Genomic DNA, 13257 nt, shown 5'->3' with positions numbered 1-13257 from the left:
TGCTTCACCAAGGCTTGAGCTCGGTCATGCGCGGTGGCACGGCAGTGCTGCTCGCGGCCGTCCTGGCCGGGTGTGCCGACTCCGACAGCTCGGACTCGTCCTCCTCGCCGTCCCCGTCGACGGCGGACACCTCGTCCGCCGCGACCGTCGATGCCGCCGCGCTGGACGGCAGGTCGTACGCCTCGACCTCCGTCGAGGGCGCAGAGCTGGCGGAGGGGACGACCGTCGAGGTCGGGTTCGAGGGCGAGACCATGTCGGTCAACGCCGGGTGCAACACCGTGTTCGGGCCGTTCGAGGTCGACGGCACGACCATCGCATGGGCGTCCGAGCCGGCCGCCACGATGATGATGTGCGACCCCGACCTCCTCGAGCAGGACCGCTGGCTCACCGAGTTCTTCAGCGCCGGCGTCGACGCCACGGTCGAGGGAGACGCCCTGACGCTGCAGGCCGGCGGGGTCACGATCGAGCTCGGGACGGACACCCCCGACGACCTCACGAGCCTGCTCGGGCGTACCTGGACCGCTGTCGGCACCGTGTCCGACGGGTCCGTGTCCCGGCTTCCGGTCGACACCCGCCGACCGCGGCTCGACGTCGGGGCGAACGGACTGTCGCGCCTGTTCACCGGGTGTCGGAGCGGACGCGTCACCGTGCAGGTCGAGGGGACGGCGCTGGTCTTCTCCAACGTGACGCTCCAGCGCGGGCGCTGCACCGGTCCGGCGCGTCAGACCGAGCGCGCGGTGCTGGCCCTGCTCGACGGCCCCAGCGACTCCGCCGAGCTCCACGACCACCTCCTGGTCGTCACCCAGGGTGGCGAGGGCCTCTTCTTCGAGATCCGCTGACCCGGGTCACGGCGGGTCCGCGGTCGCCGCGCCCAGGCGTCGCCGCCACACGAGGGTGACGACCCCGCCGAGCATGACCGGGCCGAGGATCGTCACGGCTCGCCACACTGTGAGCGCCGCGACCAGCTCGGGCTCGAGCGCGTCGCCGCCGATCTCCATGAACGCCCCGAGCAGGACCACGTCGTAGATGCCCAGGCCCATCATCGGCGGCAGGGTCAGGGGGTAGGCCAGGAAGAAGATGCCGATCACCTCGTACGCCGGCACCGCCTCCGCGGGGACGCCGACGAACCGGATGGCCAGCAGCAGGATGCAGGCGTCCGACAGCACCATGGCGCTCAGCGCGAGCAGCGACCGCGCGAAGGCCCGTCGGTAGTCGGCCACGATGTGCTGCTGGAACCCGGTCGACGAGCGGACCCACGCATCGGGGTCGACCGAGGAACGCACGCGCCGCACGATGTTCGCGGCCGTCCTCCCCAGCCGGGCGGCGAACTGCTCACGGCGGACGGCGAGCGAGACGACCACGGCAAGCACGACCGCGATCGCGATGCTCACCACGGCGCCCGCCACCGGCGGGGTGCCACTGCCCAGGACGGCAAGGACCGAAAGGCCGATGAGCGGCGCGGCGAAGCGGTTCACGTAGAACACGACCATGTTCATCGTGGCTCCGGCGAGGCCCCGTGAAGCCTCGATCCCCCAGCCGCGGAACATGGCCACGCGGATGACCAGGTCGCCCGGCGGGGGCGCCACGACAGCCGTGACTGACGCGACGAGGTCGCTGAGCAAGGCGCGTCCCGCGCCCAGGCCGTCGATGAACAACGCGAGCGGGAGGGCGTTGAACGTCTGGCGCACGAGCAGGACCGCCAGGAGCGCGAGCAGCTGCCAGACCGTCAGCCGGCCGAGCGCCTCTCCCACCGACGACCAGTCGATGGCGCCCAGGAACGTGGAGGCCAGCCACCCACAGACGAGGACGATGACCACGATGACCACCGGCCGGAGCCACGGCGGGCGGTGGCGCGCGGACGTGCCGGCGTGTGCCTCATGGGGCGGTCCGCCTGCCGTGAAACCGTCGGGGGTCACGACGACCTGCCGCGGGACCCACCGACCCTTCTCTGGACGACGCGGGCCAGGACCGCCAGCGCGACCCAGGCCGCGACGGAGATCGCCTGCTCGCCGTAGTCCCCCGGGTCGCCGACGACCCGGACGTCGGAGTCGACGCGACCCAGGCCGGCCAGGACGAGGGCAGACCCGCCGATGGCAGTCACCCAACCGACCAACCGCTCCCGCCAGCGCTCGAGGGCCACCCCGCCGACGACTGCGACGGCAGGCACGAAGACGACGGCCAGCAGGACACTCGCGTCACCGGTGTCGAGGATGGTGAAGAGGCGCGCTCCGACGACCGCACCCACCACCAGTCCCACGACGAAGAACAGCACGCGCGCGGCAAGCACTCCGACGAGCAGGGCGAGCAGGCCGCTGGCGGCCGCGACCAGGGCCGCGGTGCCCGCACTCGCCCCGAAGGCGTCGGCCACCAGCCAGGCCGCCCCGGCCCCGGCGCACACCAGCACCAGGCGGATCGACCAGATGCCTCCGACCGCGAGCAGCACCCCGACGAGGACCAGCACCGGTGCTTCCATCGAGCGATCGTCGCGGCCGGGTCAGCCGGGAGGATCACCCGGACCGGGCGACACGACCCGGACGGACGCCGGGACGTGTCGCGACGCACGAGGGGCCGCCGGTGTCGCCACCGACGGCCCCTCGTCATGCCTGCTGCGTCAGCGGCGGCGACCGCGATCGACCACGGCGAACCTGATCTTCTTCTTCCCGGCCTCGACCTTGTCGTCACCGCGGTAACGGACGACGACCTTGACCTTGCCGGTGCGGGCGTAGCGCGGCAGCAGCACGCTGCTCCGTCCCCGGACGCTGAGCGTCTTCGTCCAGGACTTCGACTTCCCGGCGCCCTTCACCGTGATCCGGACCTTGCCGGACGGGACGACCTCCGTGGCCCGCACGGTGACCCGCAGCTTGACGCGGGTCTTCACCTCGACCGGCTTGACCATCTTGGTCGAGATCCGCGAGCGGACCTTGTCGGCCGGCGGGGTGGTCGGCGGCGGCGGGGTGGTGGTCGGCGGGGTGGTCGGCGGCGTGGTCGGCGTCGGACCGGGGGTGCTGCCGTCGTTGTCGGACAGGATCGTGATGTCGGCGTCGTTCACGTCGAAGAAGTAGTTCTCCACCGCCTCGACCTTGATCCGCGCCTTGGTGGTGGCCACGTCGGGCCAGGTCACCTGGGCGTTGCCGTCGTTGGGCGTGGTCTCGGCGAGGACCGTCGGGAAGGTCTGTCCGCCGTCCATCGACAGGCTGATCCTCACGTTGGCCGAGAGGGCGCTCGTGTTGTTGGTCCAGTAGATGGTCTCCGTGCGACCGCCCACCGCCGCGGCGGTGGTGGCAGCCTTCGACGTCACGCGGAACGGACCGCTGGTCTTGTCGAGCAGCAGCTTGACGTCCCCGTAGGCGTAGCCGCCGCCCTCGGGGGCGAGGTCACGCGCGGTGAACCGGAAGTTGAGCGACGGCTCGGTGTTGCCGGCCCACCCGACGCTGGGGTTCGCTGCCGATCCGACGTAGTCGGCGGTCGGCAGCCACTCGGCGAAGCACTCGGTGACGGGCACGGCGGGCAGCGGGACCGGTGTGCCGGGCGTGGTGGGCTTCGGCGGCATCGCGGGGCAGGTGCCGTCGATCGCGTTGGTGTTGTTGGCCAGGATCTGCGCCATGTCCGGGAACACCCGGGTCGGGCTGGACGTGGCGAGGTTCTCACCCGGCGAGTTGATCTGCAGCGCGCCGGCCGGGGTCACCGGGGCGTGCACCCCGAAGATCCGGAAGAGCGGGCCGTCGACCTTTGTCTGGTTGCCGAGCGCGGTGCCGGCGGCACCGCCGCGGTCGTTCTGCTCCCAGATGTGCACGAGCGGGTCGCCGTCGGGGTCGGTCGCCTGGCCGGTCAAGGCGAACGGCGTCCGGATCGGGATCGTCTTCGTCTCCGGGGCCGTCACCACGGGGGCGTGGTTGCCCGTGGGCGTGACGGTGGAACCGCCGTTGCGCTGCGGACCACCCTGGGCGGTCTCGCCGACGAAGCCGGTGACGTCACCCGAGGCCGGCGCGAGGCCGAGGGCCGCGACGTCGGTGCCGGCGTACGGCGCACCGGTGAAGCGGACCTCGAAGCCCGTGTCGTCGATGACCGTGGTGCTCGTGCTGCCGAAGTTGCGGATGTCGACGGTGCCGACGCCCGTGACGGCCTCGATCGCGGCGTCGATGCCGGCGACGGTGTAGTTGGTGCCGCGCACGATCGGTGCGGTCTGGGTGCCGTCGAAGCTCAGCGTGAACGACTCGCCGTCGGTGTCGAAGCCACGCAGCGACACCGTCTGGATGTCGTTGATCGGCGCGCGGGTGGCGGTGACGGTGTTGCTGATGTCGGTGATGCTGCGCTGAGAGAAGTACGGGTCGCTGTGCGGCTGGAGGTTGTCCTGCTGGCAGATGCCGGCGTAGGCCATGATCGAGCTGCCCGAGCCCGGCTCGTACGGCGAGCCGCCGCGGTTGCCGGAGCAGTTGAGCTCGGTGCCGTTGAACGTGTGCGGGCCGCCGAACTGGTGGCCGATCTCGTGCGCGACGTAGTCGACGGCGAAGTAGTCGCCCTCGGGAGCAGGCAGGCCGGTGCAGCCGCGGGCCTTGCCGTCACCGCCGATCACGCCGAGCCCGGCGACGCCGCCGCCGTTGACGCCGAGCGCGAGGTGGCCCACGTCGTAGCTGGAGGCGCCGACGAGCTGGCCGAGCACGATGCGGTTGCGGTTGAGCGAGGCGCCGGCGCAGCTGGTCAGCTGGGCAGGCGTGAAGCACGGAGCCGAGCCGCACGGGCCGTTGGGCTCCGTGGCCTTGGCGGCGGTGTCGAGGTTGAGCTTGTCGGTGTCGTCGATCAGCACCATCCGGACCGCGAGGTCGTCGTTGTAGATCTGGTTGACGCGGTTCATCAGGGTGACCTTCTCGGCGAGCACGTTCTCGGTGCCGAAGTAGGTCGCGTAGGACGGGTCGGTGACGAGCGCCAGGCGGTAGGTCCGCAGCGAGACCTCGGTGCCGGGCGCCTCGGCCAGGCTCGTGCCGAGGCGCTTCACGGTGTCCTCGTCGAGCTCGGGCTCGACCAGGCCGCGGTCGCTGCGCGGCAGGTCGCCGTGGCGGTAGGAGAGGTAGAGGCTGTCGTCGCCGTTCCAGGCCGGGTCGACGTACCAGGCGGACCGGTTGCCGTCGCCACGCACGGAGGCGTGGAAGCCCATCGGCGTGAGGTCCAGGCGGATGGTGGCGGTCGGGTCGCCGACGGCGCGACCGGCGTAGGTGGTCAGCTCGGGGTGGCGGGCGGCGAGGCCGTCCTCCATCACGGCGACCTGCTGCACGCGGAAGTCGATGAGCTCGCCGTTGGGCGCGGGGACGGTCACGACGGCCCCGGCGTCGTCGGCGCGGGCGGACTCCTCGGCGGGGGCCCGATCAAGGGCTGCGCTGATCCCGGCGCGGTCGAGGGTGAAGGCGGCGTAGCGCTTGGGCTCCACGCGCCTCGTGCTGTCGCCCCGGTCACCGCCGGGGCGTCGGTCGGTGGCCGCCCAGTAGCCGTCGTCGGGTGGAGCGGCACTTCCGGAGAGGGCCAGGGCCTGCAGGCCCGCGAGGGCGATGACGGCCGAGATGAGCAGGGACAGGTAGCGCAAGGGACGGGACATGCAGATCCTCGGATCTCACGGCGGGACGGGGGCCTGAAGACTAGGCGCTGCGGGGGTGGGGTAGATGCACCCTCACGGGGGTGGACACCATCCTCCGCCGCGAGCGTTCCCGGGAGTGTGACGGAAATTTCAGTCCAAGTGATGAGTTCGCGCGCCTACCTCCGTCACACATGGCGACAGGACACGACGGACGGAAGGATGAACGATGACCATCGACATGTGGACGGAACGAACGGGGGAGGCGGTCGTGATGGGCACGCTCCCGGGCATGGACGAGAGCGCCTTCGCGGACCTGGCCGAGCGCCACCGCCGCGAGCTGCACGTCCACTGCTACCGGATGCTCGGCTCGTTCCAGGACGCCGAGGACGCGGTGCAGGAGACGTTCCTCAAGGCCTGGCGTTCCCGGGAGACCTACGAGGGACGTTCGACGGTGCGGGCGTGGCTCTACCGCATCGCCACCAACACCTGCCTCGACCTGATCGCGCAGCGCCGGCCCGAGCCGGCGCGCGGCGGCGAGGTGAGGTGGCTGCAGCCCTACCCCGACAGCCTCCTCGACGAGCTGCCCGCCGACGGTGCCGACGACCCGGAGAGCAAGGCGCTCGCGCGGGAGACCATCGAGCTGGCCTACGTCGTCGCGGTGCAGCACCTCGCCCCGCGTCCGCGCGCCGCGCTGATCCTCCGCGACGTGATGGGCTGGCCGGCCAAGGAGGTCGCCACCCTGCTCGGCGACTCGGTGAACTCGGTCAACAGTGCGCTGCAGAGGGCCCGCGCGGGGATGCGCGAGCACCTGCCCAGCGAGCGGCAGGAGTGGACCGGTGACGACGGCGACGTCGGGAACCGCGACCTCGTGCGCCGCTTCACCGACGCCAGCGTCTCCGCCGACATCGACACGGTGGCCACCATGCTGCGGCACGACGTGCGCTACTCGATGCCGCCGTGGGAGGGCCTGCTGGTCGGTCGGGACGCGGTCGTCGCGGACTGGACGGCCAACGGCTTCCCGGAGATGACCGGCCTGCGGGCGGTCCCGACGGCGGTCAACCGTCAGCCCGCGGTCGCCTGCTACCTCTGGAACGAGGAGCAGGCGGCGCACCTGCCGCTCACGATCGACGTGCTGCGCGTCGCCGGCGGCCTGGTCACCGAGGTCACCATCTTCGGCGCCGAACGGTTCGAGTCGCTGGGGCTGCCCGAGCGCCTGCCGGCCGAGGGTGGCGAGCGATGAGCCGCGGTCGACGTCTCGCCGTCACCGGGCTCGGTGCCGCGGTGGCGGCCGCGGCGCTCAACGCCGTCGTCGCGGGCCTCGCCCGGGCTGCCGGCGTCGACCTCGAGGTGACGGGCGGAGAGGCGATCCCGGTGTCAGGCATCGCCTTCGTCACCGTCGTCTTCTCCGTCCTCGGGGTGCTCATCGCCGCGGCCCTGTCGCGGTGGAGCGACAGCCCGGTGCAGTGGTGGCTGAGGACGACGGTGGTGCTCACCGCGGTGTCGCTGGTGCCGCCCTTCCTGGCCGCCGCCGACGCGGGCACGGCGGCGACGCTCGTCGCGCTCCACCTGCTCGCGGCAGCGGTCGTGGTCCCGGTCGTCGCGCGCACCCTGCGCACCCCGGCCTGACCCGGCCTCAGCGCCCGCCGCCGTTCGCGCCCTTCCCGCCGCCCCTCGCCTCGGGCAGCAGGCCGAGGGCGCGGCCGAGCGGCGTCGTGAGCGAGCGGGCGTACGTCGTCGTCACGTGGCCCTCGTCGCGCTGCACCACCATGTCGGCGACCACCGCCGGGCAGCGGCCGTCGTCGCAGAACCACTGCCGCGTCGGCACCACCTCGACGCCGGCGCGGTCGGCGGCCTCGATGCTCGTGCGAGTGACCCGGTCGGCCCGCTCGGCGGTGCCGCTCAGGCAGCTGCCCAGGTGGGCGTCCTTCTCGGCCAGGCAGCGCTCGGGCGAGATCGTGCGCCGGGGCACGTCCTCGAGCAGCACGAGGCGCTTCGTCAGCGGGAGCAGGTCGGCGAAGAGCCGGTCGAAACCCTTCTCCAGCTCCGCGACGACACCGTCGGTGCTGCGCTCCACCTCGCCGTCCACCTCGACGTTGGGCGCACCCGACGTCGACACGACGACGAGCTCGGGGTCGAGCTCGCGGATCCGGTCCTCCGCCCACGCGTTGAAGTCGAGGCAGCCCTGCCACGGCTTGACCTTCCCGCCGCCCCGCACCATCTGCACGCGCGCGGGGGTGCACTGCGACTTCACCAGGTAGTAGGTGCGCCAGCCCGCCTGCTCGGCGATCCGGTCGAAGGCCGGGATCCAGTGCCGGCCGTGCGAGTTGCCGAGCACCACCATGGTCCGGTCGGCGTCGAGGTCGCCGGCCGGGCACAGGTCCGTCGGGGTCCCGATGTACTCGCAGTCGCCGAGGTCGGCCCGGTCGTCCTTCAGCTCGCGCAGCTCCGGTCGGATGTCGCGGGGGATCCGCCGCTCGGCGGCCGCGGCCCGCACGGACGCCTGCACGAGGCCGACCCACGGGTCGTCCGAGATCCGCGAGCCGTCGACGGTCCGCTCGTAGTCGTCGGCCGAGATCGGGGCGTCCTGCCCCTCCAGCTGGCGGTCGATCAGGCTGGTGGCGGTCAGGCAGCAGGCCACGGCGACCGACACGGCAGCCGGGTAGAGCAGCATGCCGCGGGGGCGCTTCGCCGTACGCACCGTGCGGAACGGCGTCTCGACGAGGCGGTACGACGCCCACGTCATCACCGCGGTCACACCGAGCGCCACCAGCAGCTCGACGGGTCGCAGGTCGCGACCGACGCGCTGCTCGGCGACGACGAGCACCGGCCAGTGCCACAGGTAGAGGGAGTAGGAGGCGTCGCCGACGACCCGCATCGGCCGCACCCCGAGGGCCCGCTGGGCGAGCGGCAGCGGCGAGTCGTCGAGACCCGTGCCCGCGAGGATCACCGCGCTGGTCCCGAGGACCGGCAGCAGCGCGAGCCAACCGGGGAACGGCGACGCCTCGGTCACGACGAACAGGGCGACGCCGATCAGTCCGAGGCCCGCGACCGCGACGACGTTGCGCGCCATGTGGCCGAGGTCGCGGGCGAGGCGGGGCGCGAACACGGCGAGCAGGCCGCCGGCGGCGAACTCCCACACGCGGGTGAAGGTGGAGAAGTACGCGCTCTCCGGCGAGGCGGTCGACGCGTGCACCGACCACGCCAGGCTGGCCGCGGTCGCCAGGGCGAGCACGGTGACGATGCCCGCCCGGTGGGCGCGCACGTCGCGACGCCGCAGCACGAGGGCGGCCACCACGATCGACGCGAGGAGCGCGAGCGGCATGACGAGGTAGAACTGCTCCTCCACCGACAGCGACCAGAAGTGCTGGAGCGGCGACGGCGGGTCGGTCGCGGTGAAGTAGTCGGTCTCCTCGATGGCGAAGCGGACGTTGGCCCCGAAGAGCGCCGCCCACACGCCGTCGACGGAGGCGTCCCGCGCGTCGAGCGGGTTCAACCACAGCCACGACGCGACGACGGTGCCGATGATCGCGACGGTGGCGGCCGGCAGGATCCGTCGCGCCCGGCGGACGTAGAAGCCGACGAGGTCGATGGTCCCGGTCTTCGCCACCTCGCGCAGCAGGAGGGTGGTGATGAGGAAGCCGGAGAGCACGAAGAAGACGTCGAGGGTGACGAACCCGCCCGGGTAGGGGGCGATGCCGGCGTGGAACACCAGGATGCCGAGGACGGCCAGGGCACGCATGCCCTGGATGTCGTCGCGGAAGCCACGGCGTACGGCCTTCGTGCTCACGGCCCGGTCGGGAGGTGCGGGGGTCACGAGGATCCTCACGGACGAGAGCAGGTCTCCGTCACGCTAACCGCGCTGGACGGGTCGTCCGATGGGGTCCGGACCCCAGTTCGTCGGGTGGCGACGGCACGGTCAGCCGGGTCCGCCGGGGTGGGCCTCGTCCCAGGCGCGCGTCAGCTTCTGCGGGACGACCATCCGCCAGGCGTCGACGACCAGCTCACGTGCTTCTGCCGGGTCGAGGTCGGCGAGCGTCGCGTGCACCCAGTTGAACCGCATGTCCGCCTCGCTCGGCAGGTGGAAGCGAGGATCGCTGTCCACGAGCGCGGCCCGCTCCTCCTTGGGGAAGGCGAACCCCATCACCGACTCGTCCTGGGAGAACGCCGTGTAGACGATCGAGCCCACCCGGAACTTCAGACGACCCCGGACGGTCACCACGTAGGACCGGTCCAGGCTGGCTCCCAACGGGAGGACGTCGTCGACCACCGCCATGCCGTCAGTATCGACCCGGCGCGGTCGATCTGCATCGACGTCAGCCCAGGCCACCGCCTGCGCGTGGGCGGGATCACCCACGGTCGATGAGGCCGTACGTCCCGACGCCGCCTAGGCTGGACCCTGAAAGGGAGTAGTCCCCAACAGGCGTGTCGACACACTGACCTCTCCGGTCCGGCGCGCAGGGCCACCTCGTGGTGGCGGACGAGACTTTCGACCAGATTCACACGACCCCACCCGGACGTGCCTGGTCGAAGGCGCGTCCCGGCTCCCGGGGTCACCTCCGGCCGGGCCGGAGAGGAACCGCCCCCATGGAAGCGCTGCTCATCAGCACCGCCGTCATCTTCGTCGCCGAGCTCGGCGACAAGTCCCAGCTCATGGCGATGACGTTCGCCACCCGCTACCGCGCCCGCGACGTGATCATCGGCATCACTGTCGCCACCGCGATCGTCCACCTCGCCTCGGTCGGCATCGGCGTCGCGATCGGCGAGGCCTTCAGCGACTACCAGCCGTCGATCAACATCGCCGCCGGCCTCGCGTTCCTGTTCTTCGCGGCCTGGACGCTGCGCGGCGACGAGCTCACCGACGAGGAGGCCGACAAGGCCCGCACCAGCCAGGGCGCGGCCGTCCTCGCCGTCGGTGTCGCCTTCTTCCTCGCCGAGCTCGGCGACAAGACCATGCTCGCCACCATCACCCTCGCCACCCACGAGGGCTGGTTCGGCACCTGGATCGGCTCGACCATCGGCATGGTCGCCGCCGACGCGCTGGCCATCGCCGCAGGCGCGCTCCTCGGCCGCCAGCTGCCCGAGAAGGCGATCACGTACGGCGCCGCCGGGGCGTTCGTCGTCTTCGGCCTGCTGCTCGTCTGGCAGGGCTGGACGGCCCTCTGAGGTCCGGCGACGTCCTCGCCCTTCGGGGGCTGAACGCCTGACCTCGCGCGTCGTAGTGTCGTGACATGCAGACGCGCACTCTCGGACAGCAGCAGGTCGGCGCCATCGGCCTCGGCCTCATGACCTTCGACCAGACCGGCAGCCAGCCCCGCCAGCAGCTCCTCGACACCGTGTCGGCGGCCCTCGACGCGGGCGTGACGCTCCTCGACACCGCCGACGCCTACGGCCCCGGCGACGAGAAGGGCGCCGGCGCCCAGGGCGAGAACGAGCGGCTGATCGCCTCGATCCTCGACGAGCTCGGGGCCCGCGACCGGGTCGTGCTCGCCACCAAGGGCGGCCACGTCCGCACCGAGGGCGGCGGCTGGGACACCGACAGCTCGGCCGCCCACCTCCGCGAGGCCGTCGACGCCAGCCTGCAGCGCCTCGGCGTGGAGCAGATCGCGCTCTGGCAGCACCACCGGCCCGACCCGAAGGTCCCCTACGACGAGGTCATCGGCACGCTGAAGGAGATCGCCGACAGCGGCAAGGTCGCCCACGTCGGCCTCTCCAACGCCGACCCGCAGCAGATCCGCGACGCACACGCGGTCCTCGGCGCCGCGCTGGTCAGCGTGCAGAACCAGTTCAGCCCGAAGTTCCGCTCGAGCCGGCCCGAGATCGACGTGTGCGAGGAGCTCGGCCTGGCCTTCCTGCCGTGGAGCCCGCTCGGCGGCCTCTCCGACGCCAAGGAGCTCGCCGACAAGCACCCCGCCTTCGCCGAGATCGCCCGGGAGCGTGGCGTCAGCGCGCAGCAGGTCGCGCTGGCCTGGGAGCTCGCCCAGTCCCCGGTCGTCATCCCGATCCCGGGCGCCAAGCGGTCCACCTCGATCACCGACTCGGCCGCGGCCGCCGAGATCGAGCTCACCGCCGACGAGCTGGCGCGCCTCGACGCGAGCTGACCCAGGGACAAGCCAGGAGCCCGCGATGCCCCGTCCGATCCTCGCCCGCGCGGTCGACACGGCCATGGACCGCTCGGTGGTCCTCGGCTACACGACGATCGGCCTCGCGGTGCGGCGGGCGCTGCCGGGCTGGCCGGCCGACCCGCTCCCGCGGTCGCTGGAGGGTCGGCACGTCCTCGTCACCGGCGCCAGCTCCGGGCTCGGGGCCGCGACGGTCGAGGGGCTGGCCGGTCTCGGGGCGGTCGTGCACCTGCTCGTGCGCGACGAGGCCAAGGGGGCCGGGGTCGCCGACCGGATCCGCGCTGCACACCCCGCTGCGGAGCTGCGGCTGTGGCGGTGCGACGTGGCCGACCTCGACGACGTACGACGCTTCGCGACCGGCTTCGCCGCCGAGGTCCCGGACCTCCACGCGGTGGTGCACAACGCGGGCGTGATGCCGCCCGAGCGGACCGAGTCGCCACAGGGCCTCGAGCTCAGCATGGCCGTGCACCTCGTCGGGCCGGTGGTGATGACCGAGGCGCTGCGCGGGTCGGTCGCCGGCGGTCGGGTGGTGCTGGTCAGCAGCGGCGGGATGTACGGCCAGCCGCTGCACGCGGACGACCCGGGCTACACCGCCGGCGACTACTCGCCCACGACGTCGTACGCCCGCTCGAAGCGCTGGCAGGTCGACCTCGCCCCGATGCTCGCCGACCGGTGGGGTGCCGACGGCACCACGGTCGCGACCATGCACCCCGGCTGGGCCGACACCCCCGGCGTGCGGGAGTCGCTCCCTACCTTCCGCCGGCTCACCCGGCCGGTGCTGCGCGACGACGCGCAGGGTGCCGACACGAGCGTGTGGCTGACGGCGGTCGAGCCCGCCCCGCCGACCGGTCGCTTCTGGCACGACCGGGTCGAGCGCCCGACCCACCTGCTGCCGACGACCCGCGGGAGCGACCGCGACGGGGCCCGTGCCTGGGCCTGGCTGTGCGTGGCGGCCGGGCTGGACGACGCCGCCGCACCCTAGGGTGGCGCGGTGCTGAGCCTGCAGATCGACGACGCCCGCCTGACCGACCTCGAGCCGTGGCACGCCGAGCAGCTCGCCGCCCTGTTCCGGGCGCACGGCCCCGACTTCTACGACTGGCTGCCGTGGGAGGGCTTCGAGGACGTCGAGGGAGCGCGCGGCTTCCTCGAGTCGTTCGCCAAGGGCCGCGGCGACGGCACCCGCCGGCTCTACGGCATCTGGGTCGACGACGAGCTGGTCGGCGGCACGCTCTTCCCGAGCATCAACGCCCGCTCGCGGACCGCGGAGGCGGGCGTCTTCCTCGCGGCGTCCGCCCGCGGACGCGGCATCGTCACCCGGGCCGTGGGCGCGATGCTCGACTGGGCGTTCGTCGAGCGCGGGTTGCACCGCGTCGAGTGGCGCTGCGCCCCCGGCAACCACGCGAGCCGGCGCGTGGCCGAGCGGCTCGGCTTCACCCACGAGGGCACGCTGCGGGAGGTGTTCCCCGTGCGCGAGGAGCGGCAGGACCTCGAGGTCTGGGCGCTGCTGGCCCGCGAGTGGTCCGGCCTCCCGATCCGGCCCTGAAGAAACTTGACTCGTTCAAGAAAAGGGGG

General features: G+C 72.6%; 12 protein-coding genes. 7 read left to right on the top strand and 5 right to left on the bottom strand.

Translation table 11 applies throughout. The features are described 5' to 3' along the window. Positions 1-26: 26 nt before the first annotated feature. A complete protein-coding gene (locus AC1DP1_RS04885) occupies positions 27-839 on the top strand; it encodes an META domain-containing protein (protein ID WP_477505889.1) in 813 nt (270 codons plus the stop codon). A 6-nt stretch (positions 840-845) separates the two neighbouring features. Here the strand turns inward: AC1DP1_RS04885 and AC1DP1_RS04880 are convergent, their stop codons facing one another. The 3 genes from AC1DP1_RS04880 to AC1DP1_RS04870 form a co-directional block, all read right to left on the bottom strand. Next, entirely contained in the window at positions 846-1826 is a 981-nt protein-coding gene (locus AC1DP1_RS04880) for a lysylphosphatidylglycerol synthase domain-containing protein (protein WP_477505888.1), read from the bottom strand. 86 nt (positions 1827-1912) lie between these two features. After that, positions 1913-2473, bottom strand: a complete 561-nt coding sequence (locus AC1DP1_RS04875; protein ID WP_477505887.1) for a hypothetical protein — start codon at positions 2471-2473, stop codon at positions 1913-1915. Between the two features lie 138 nt (positions 2474-2611). Then, a complete protein-coding gene (locus AC1DP1_RS04870; RefSeq protein ID WP_477505886.1) occupies positions 2612-5587 on the bottom strand; it encodes a reprolysin-like metallopeptidase in 2976 nt (991 codons plus the stop codon). Positions 5588-5792: 205 nt separating this feature from the next. Between AC1DP1_RS04870 and AC1DP1_RS04865 the strand changes: the two genes are divergently transcribed. Both AC1DP1_RS04865 and AC1DP1_RS04860 read left to right on the top strand, forming a co-directional pair. Next, positions 5793-6806: an RNA polymerase subunit sigma-70 gene (locus tag AC1DP1_RS04865; protein WP_477505885.1), complete on the top strand. Its 1014-nt coding sequence runs from the start codon at positions 5793-5795 to the stop codon at positions 6804-6806. Then, the gene (locus AC1DP1_RS04860) at positions 6803-7192 is read left to right on the top strand and encodes a DUF6069 family protein (protein WP_457190661.1); all 390 of its coding nucleotides are present in this window, start codon (positions 6803-6805) and stop codon (positions 7190-7192) included. Before AC1DP1_RS04865 ends, AC1DP1_RS04860 begins: the two co-directional genes overlap by 4 nt. A 7-nt stretch (positions 7193-7199) precedes the next feature. On the opposite strand, the gene AC1DP1_RS04855 is transcribed toward AC1DP1_RS04860, so the two are convergent. Continuing rightward, positions 7200-9380, bottom strand: a complete 2181-nt coding sequence (locus AC1DP1_RS04855; protein WP_477505884.1) for an acyltransferase family protein — start codon at positions 9378-9380, stop codon at positions 7200-7202. 102 nt (positions 9381-9482) lie between these two features. Further along, positions 9483-9839: an MmcQ/YjbR family DNA-binding protein gene (locus tag AC1DP1_RS04850; protein ID WP_477505883.1), complete on the bottom strand. Its 357-nt coding sequence runs from the start codon at positions 9837-9839 to the stop codon at positions 9483-9485. Positions 9840-10150: 311 nt separating this feature from the next. Here AC1DP1_RS04850 and AC1DP1_RS04845 point away from each other — a divergent pair, with 311 nt between their 5' ends. The 4 genes from AC1DP1_RS04845 (at position 10151) to AC1DP1_RS04830 (ending at position 13228) form a co-directional block, all read left to right on the top strand. Continuing rightward, positions 10151-10729: a TMEM165/GDT1 family protein gene (locus AC1DP1_RS04845; protein ID WP_477505882.1), complete on the top strand. Its 579-nt coding sequence runs from the start codon at positions 10151-10153 to the stop codon at positions 10727-10729. Between the two features lie 65 nt (positions 10730-10794). After that, positions 10795-11664 (top strand): aldo/keto reductase, encoded by an 870-nt coding sequence (locus AC1DP1_RS04840; RefSeq protein ID WP_477505881.1) that lies wholly within the window; start codon positions 10795-10797, stop codon positions 11662-11664. A gap of 25 nt (positions 11665-11689) precedes the next feature. Next, positions 11690-12667, top strand: a complete 978-nt coding sequence (locus tag AC1DP1_RS04835) for an SDR family NAD(P)-dependent oxidoreductase (RefSeq protein WP_477505880.1) — start codon at positions 11690-11692, stop codon at positions 12665-12667. Positions 12668-12676: 9 nt separating this feature from the next. Then, positions 12677-13228, top strand: a complete 552-nt coding sequence (locus AC1DP1_RS04830; protein WP_477505879.1) for a GNAT family N-acetyltransferase — start codon at positions 12677-12679, stop codon at positions 13226-13228. Positions 13229-13257: the final 29 nt, after the last annotated feature.

The organism is Nocardioides sp. P4_G10, from assembly GCF_056401175.1.
The sequence above is the reverse complement of the archived record's forward strand: the minus strand, read 5'-3'. Positions and strand labels throughout refer to the sequence as shown.

What these genes read in the sequence shown, in the direction of transcription:
- AC1DP1_RS04875 (WP_477505887.1), bottom strand. Translation starts at nt 2,473, where the DNA reads ATGGAAGCACCGGTGCTGGTCCTCGTCGGGGTGCTGCTCGCGGTCGGA.
- AC1DP1_RS04870 (WP_477505886.1), bottom strand. Translation starts at nt 5,587, where the DNA reads ATGTCCCGTCCCTTGCGCTACCTGTCCCTGCTCATCTCGGCCGTCATC.
- AC1DP1_RS04835 (WP_477505880.1), top strand. Translation starts at nt 11,690, where the DNA reads ATGCCCCGTCCGATCCTCGCCCGCGCGGTCGACACGGCCATGGACCGC.
- AC1DP1_RS04860 (WP_457190661.1), top strand. Translation starts at nt 6,803, where the DNA reads ATGAGCCGCGGTCGACGTCTCGCCGTCACCGGGCTCGGTGCCGCGGTG.
- AC1DP1_RS04865 (WP_477505885.1), top strand. Translation starts at nt 5,793, where the DNA reads ATGACCATCGACATGTGGACGGAACGAACGGGGGAGGCGGTCGTGATG.
- AC1DP1_RS04840 (WP_477505881.1), top strand. Translation starts at nt 10,795, where the DNA reads ATGCAGACGCGCACTCTCGGACAGCAGCAGGTCGGCGCCATCGGCCTC.
- AC1DP1_RS04850 (WP_477505883.1), bottom strand. Translation starts at nt 9,839, where the DNA reads ATGGCGGTGGTCGACGACGTCCTCCCGTTGGGAGCCAGCCTGGACCGG.
- AC1DP1_RS04885 (WP_477505889.1), top strand. Translation starts at nt 27, where the DNA reads ATGCGCGGTGGCACGGCAGTGCTGCTCGCGGCCGTCCTGGCCGGGTGT.
- AC1DP1_RS04845 (WP_477505882.1), top strand. Translation starts at nt 10,151, where the DNA reads ATGGAAGCGCTGCTCATCAGCACCGCCGTCATCTTCGTCGCCGAGCTC.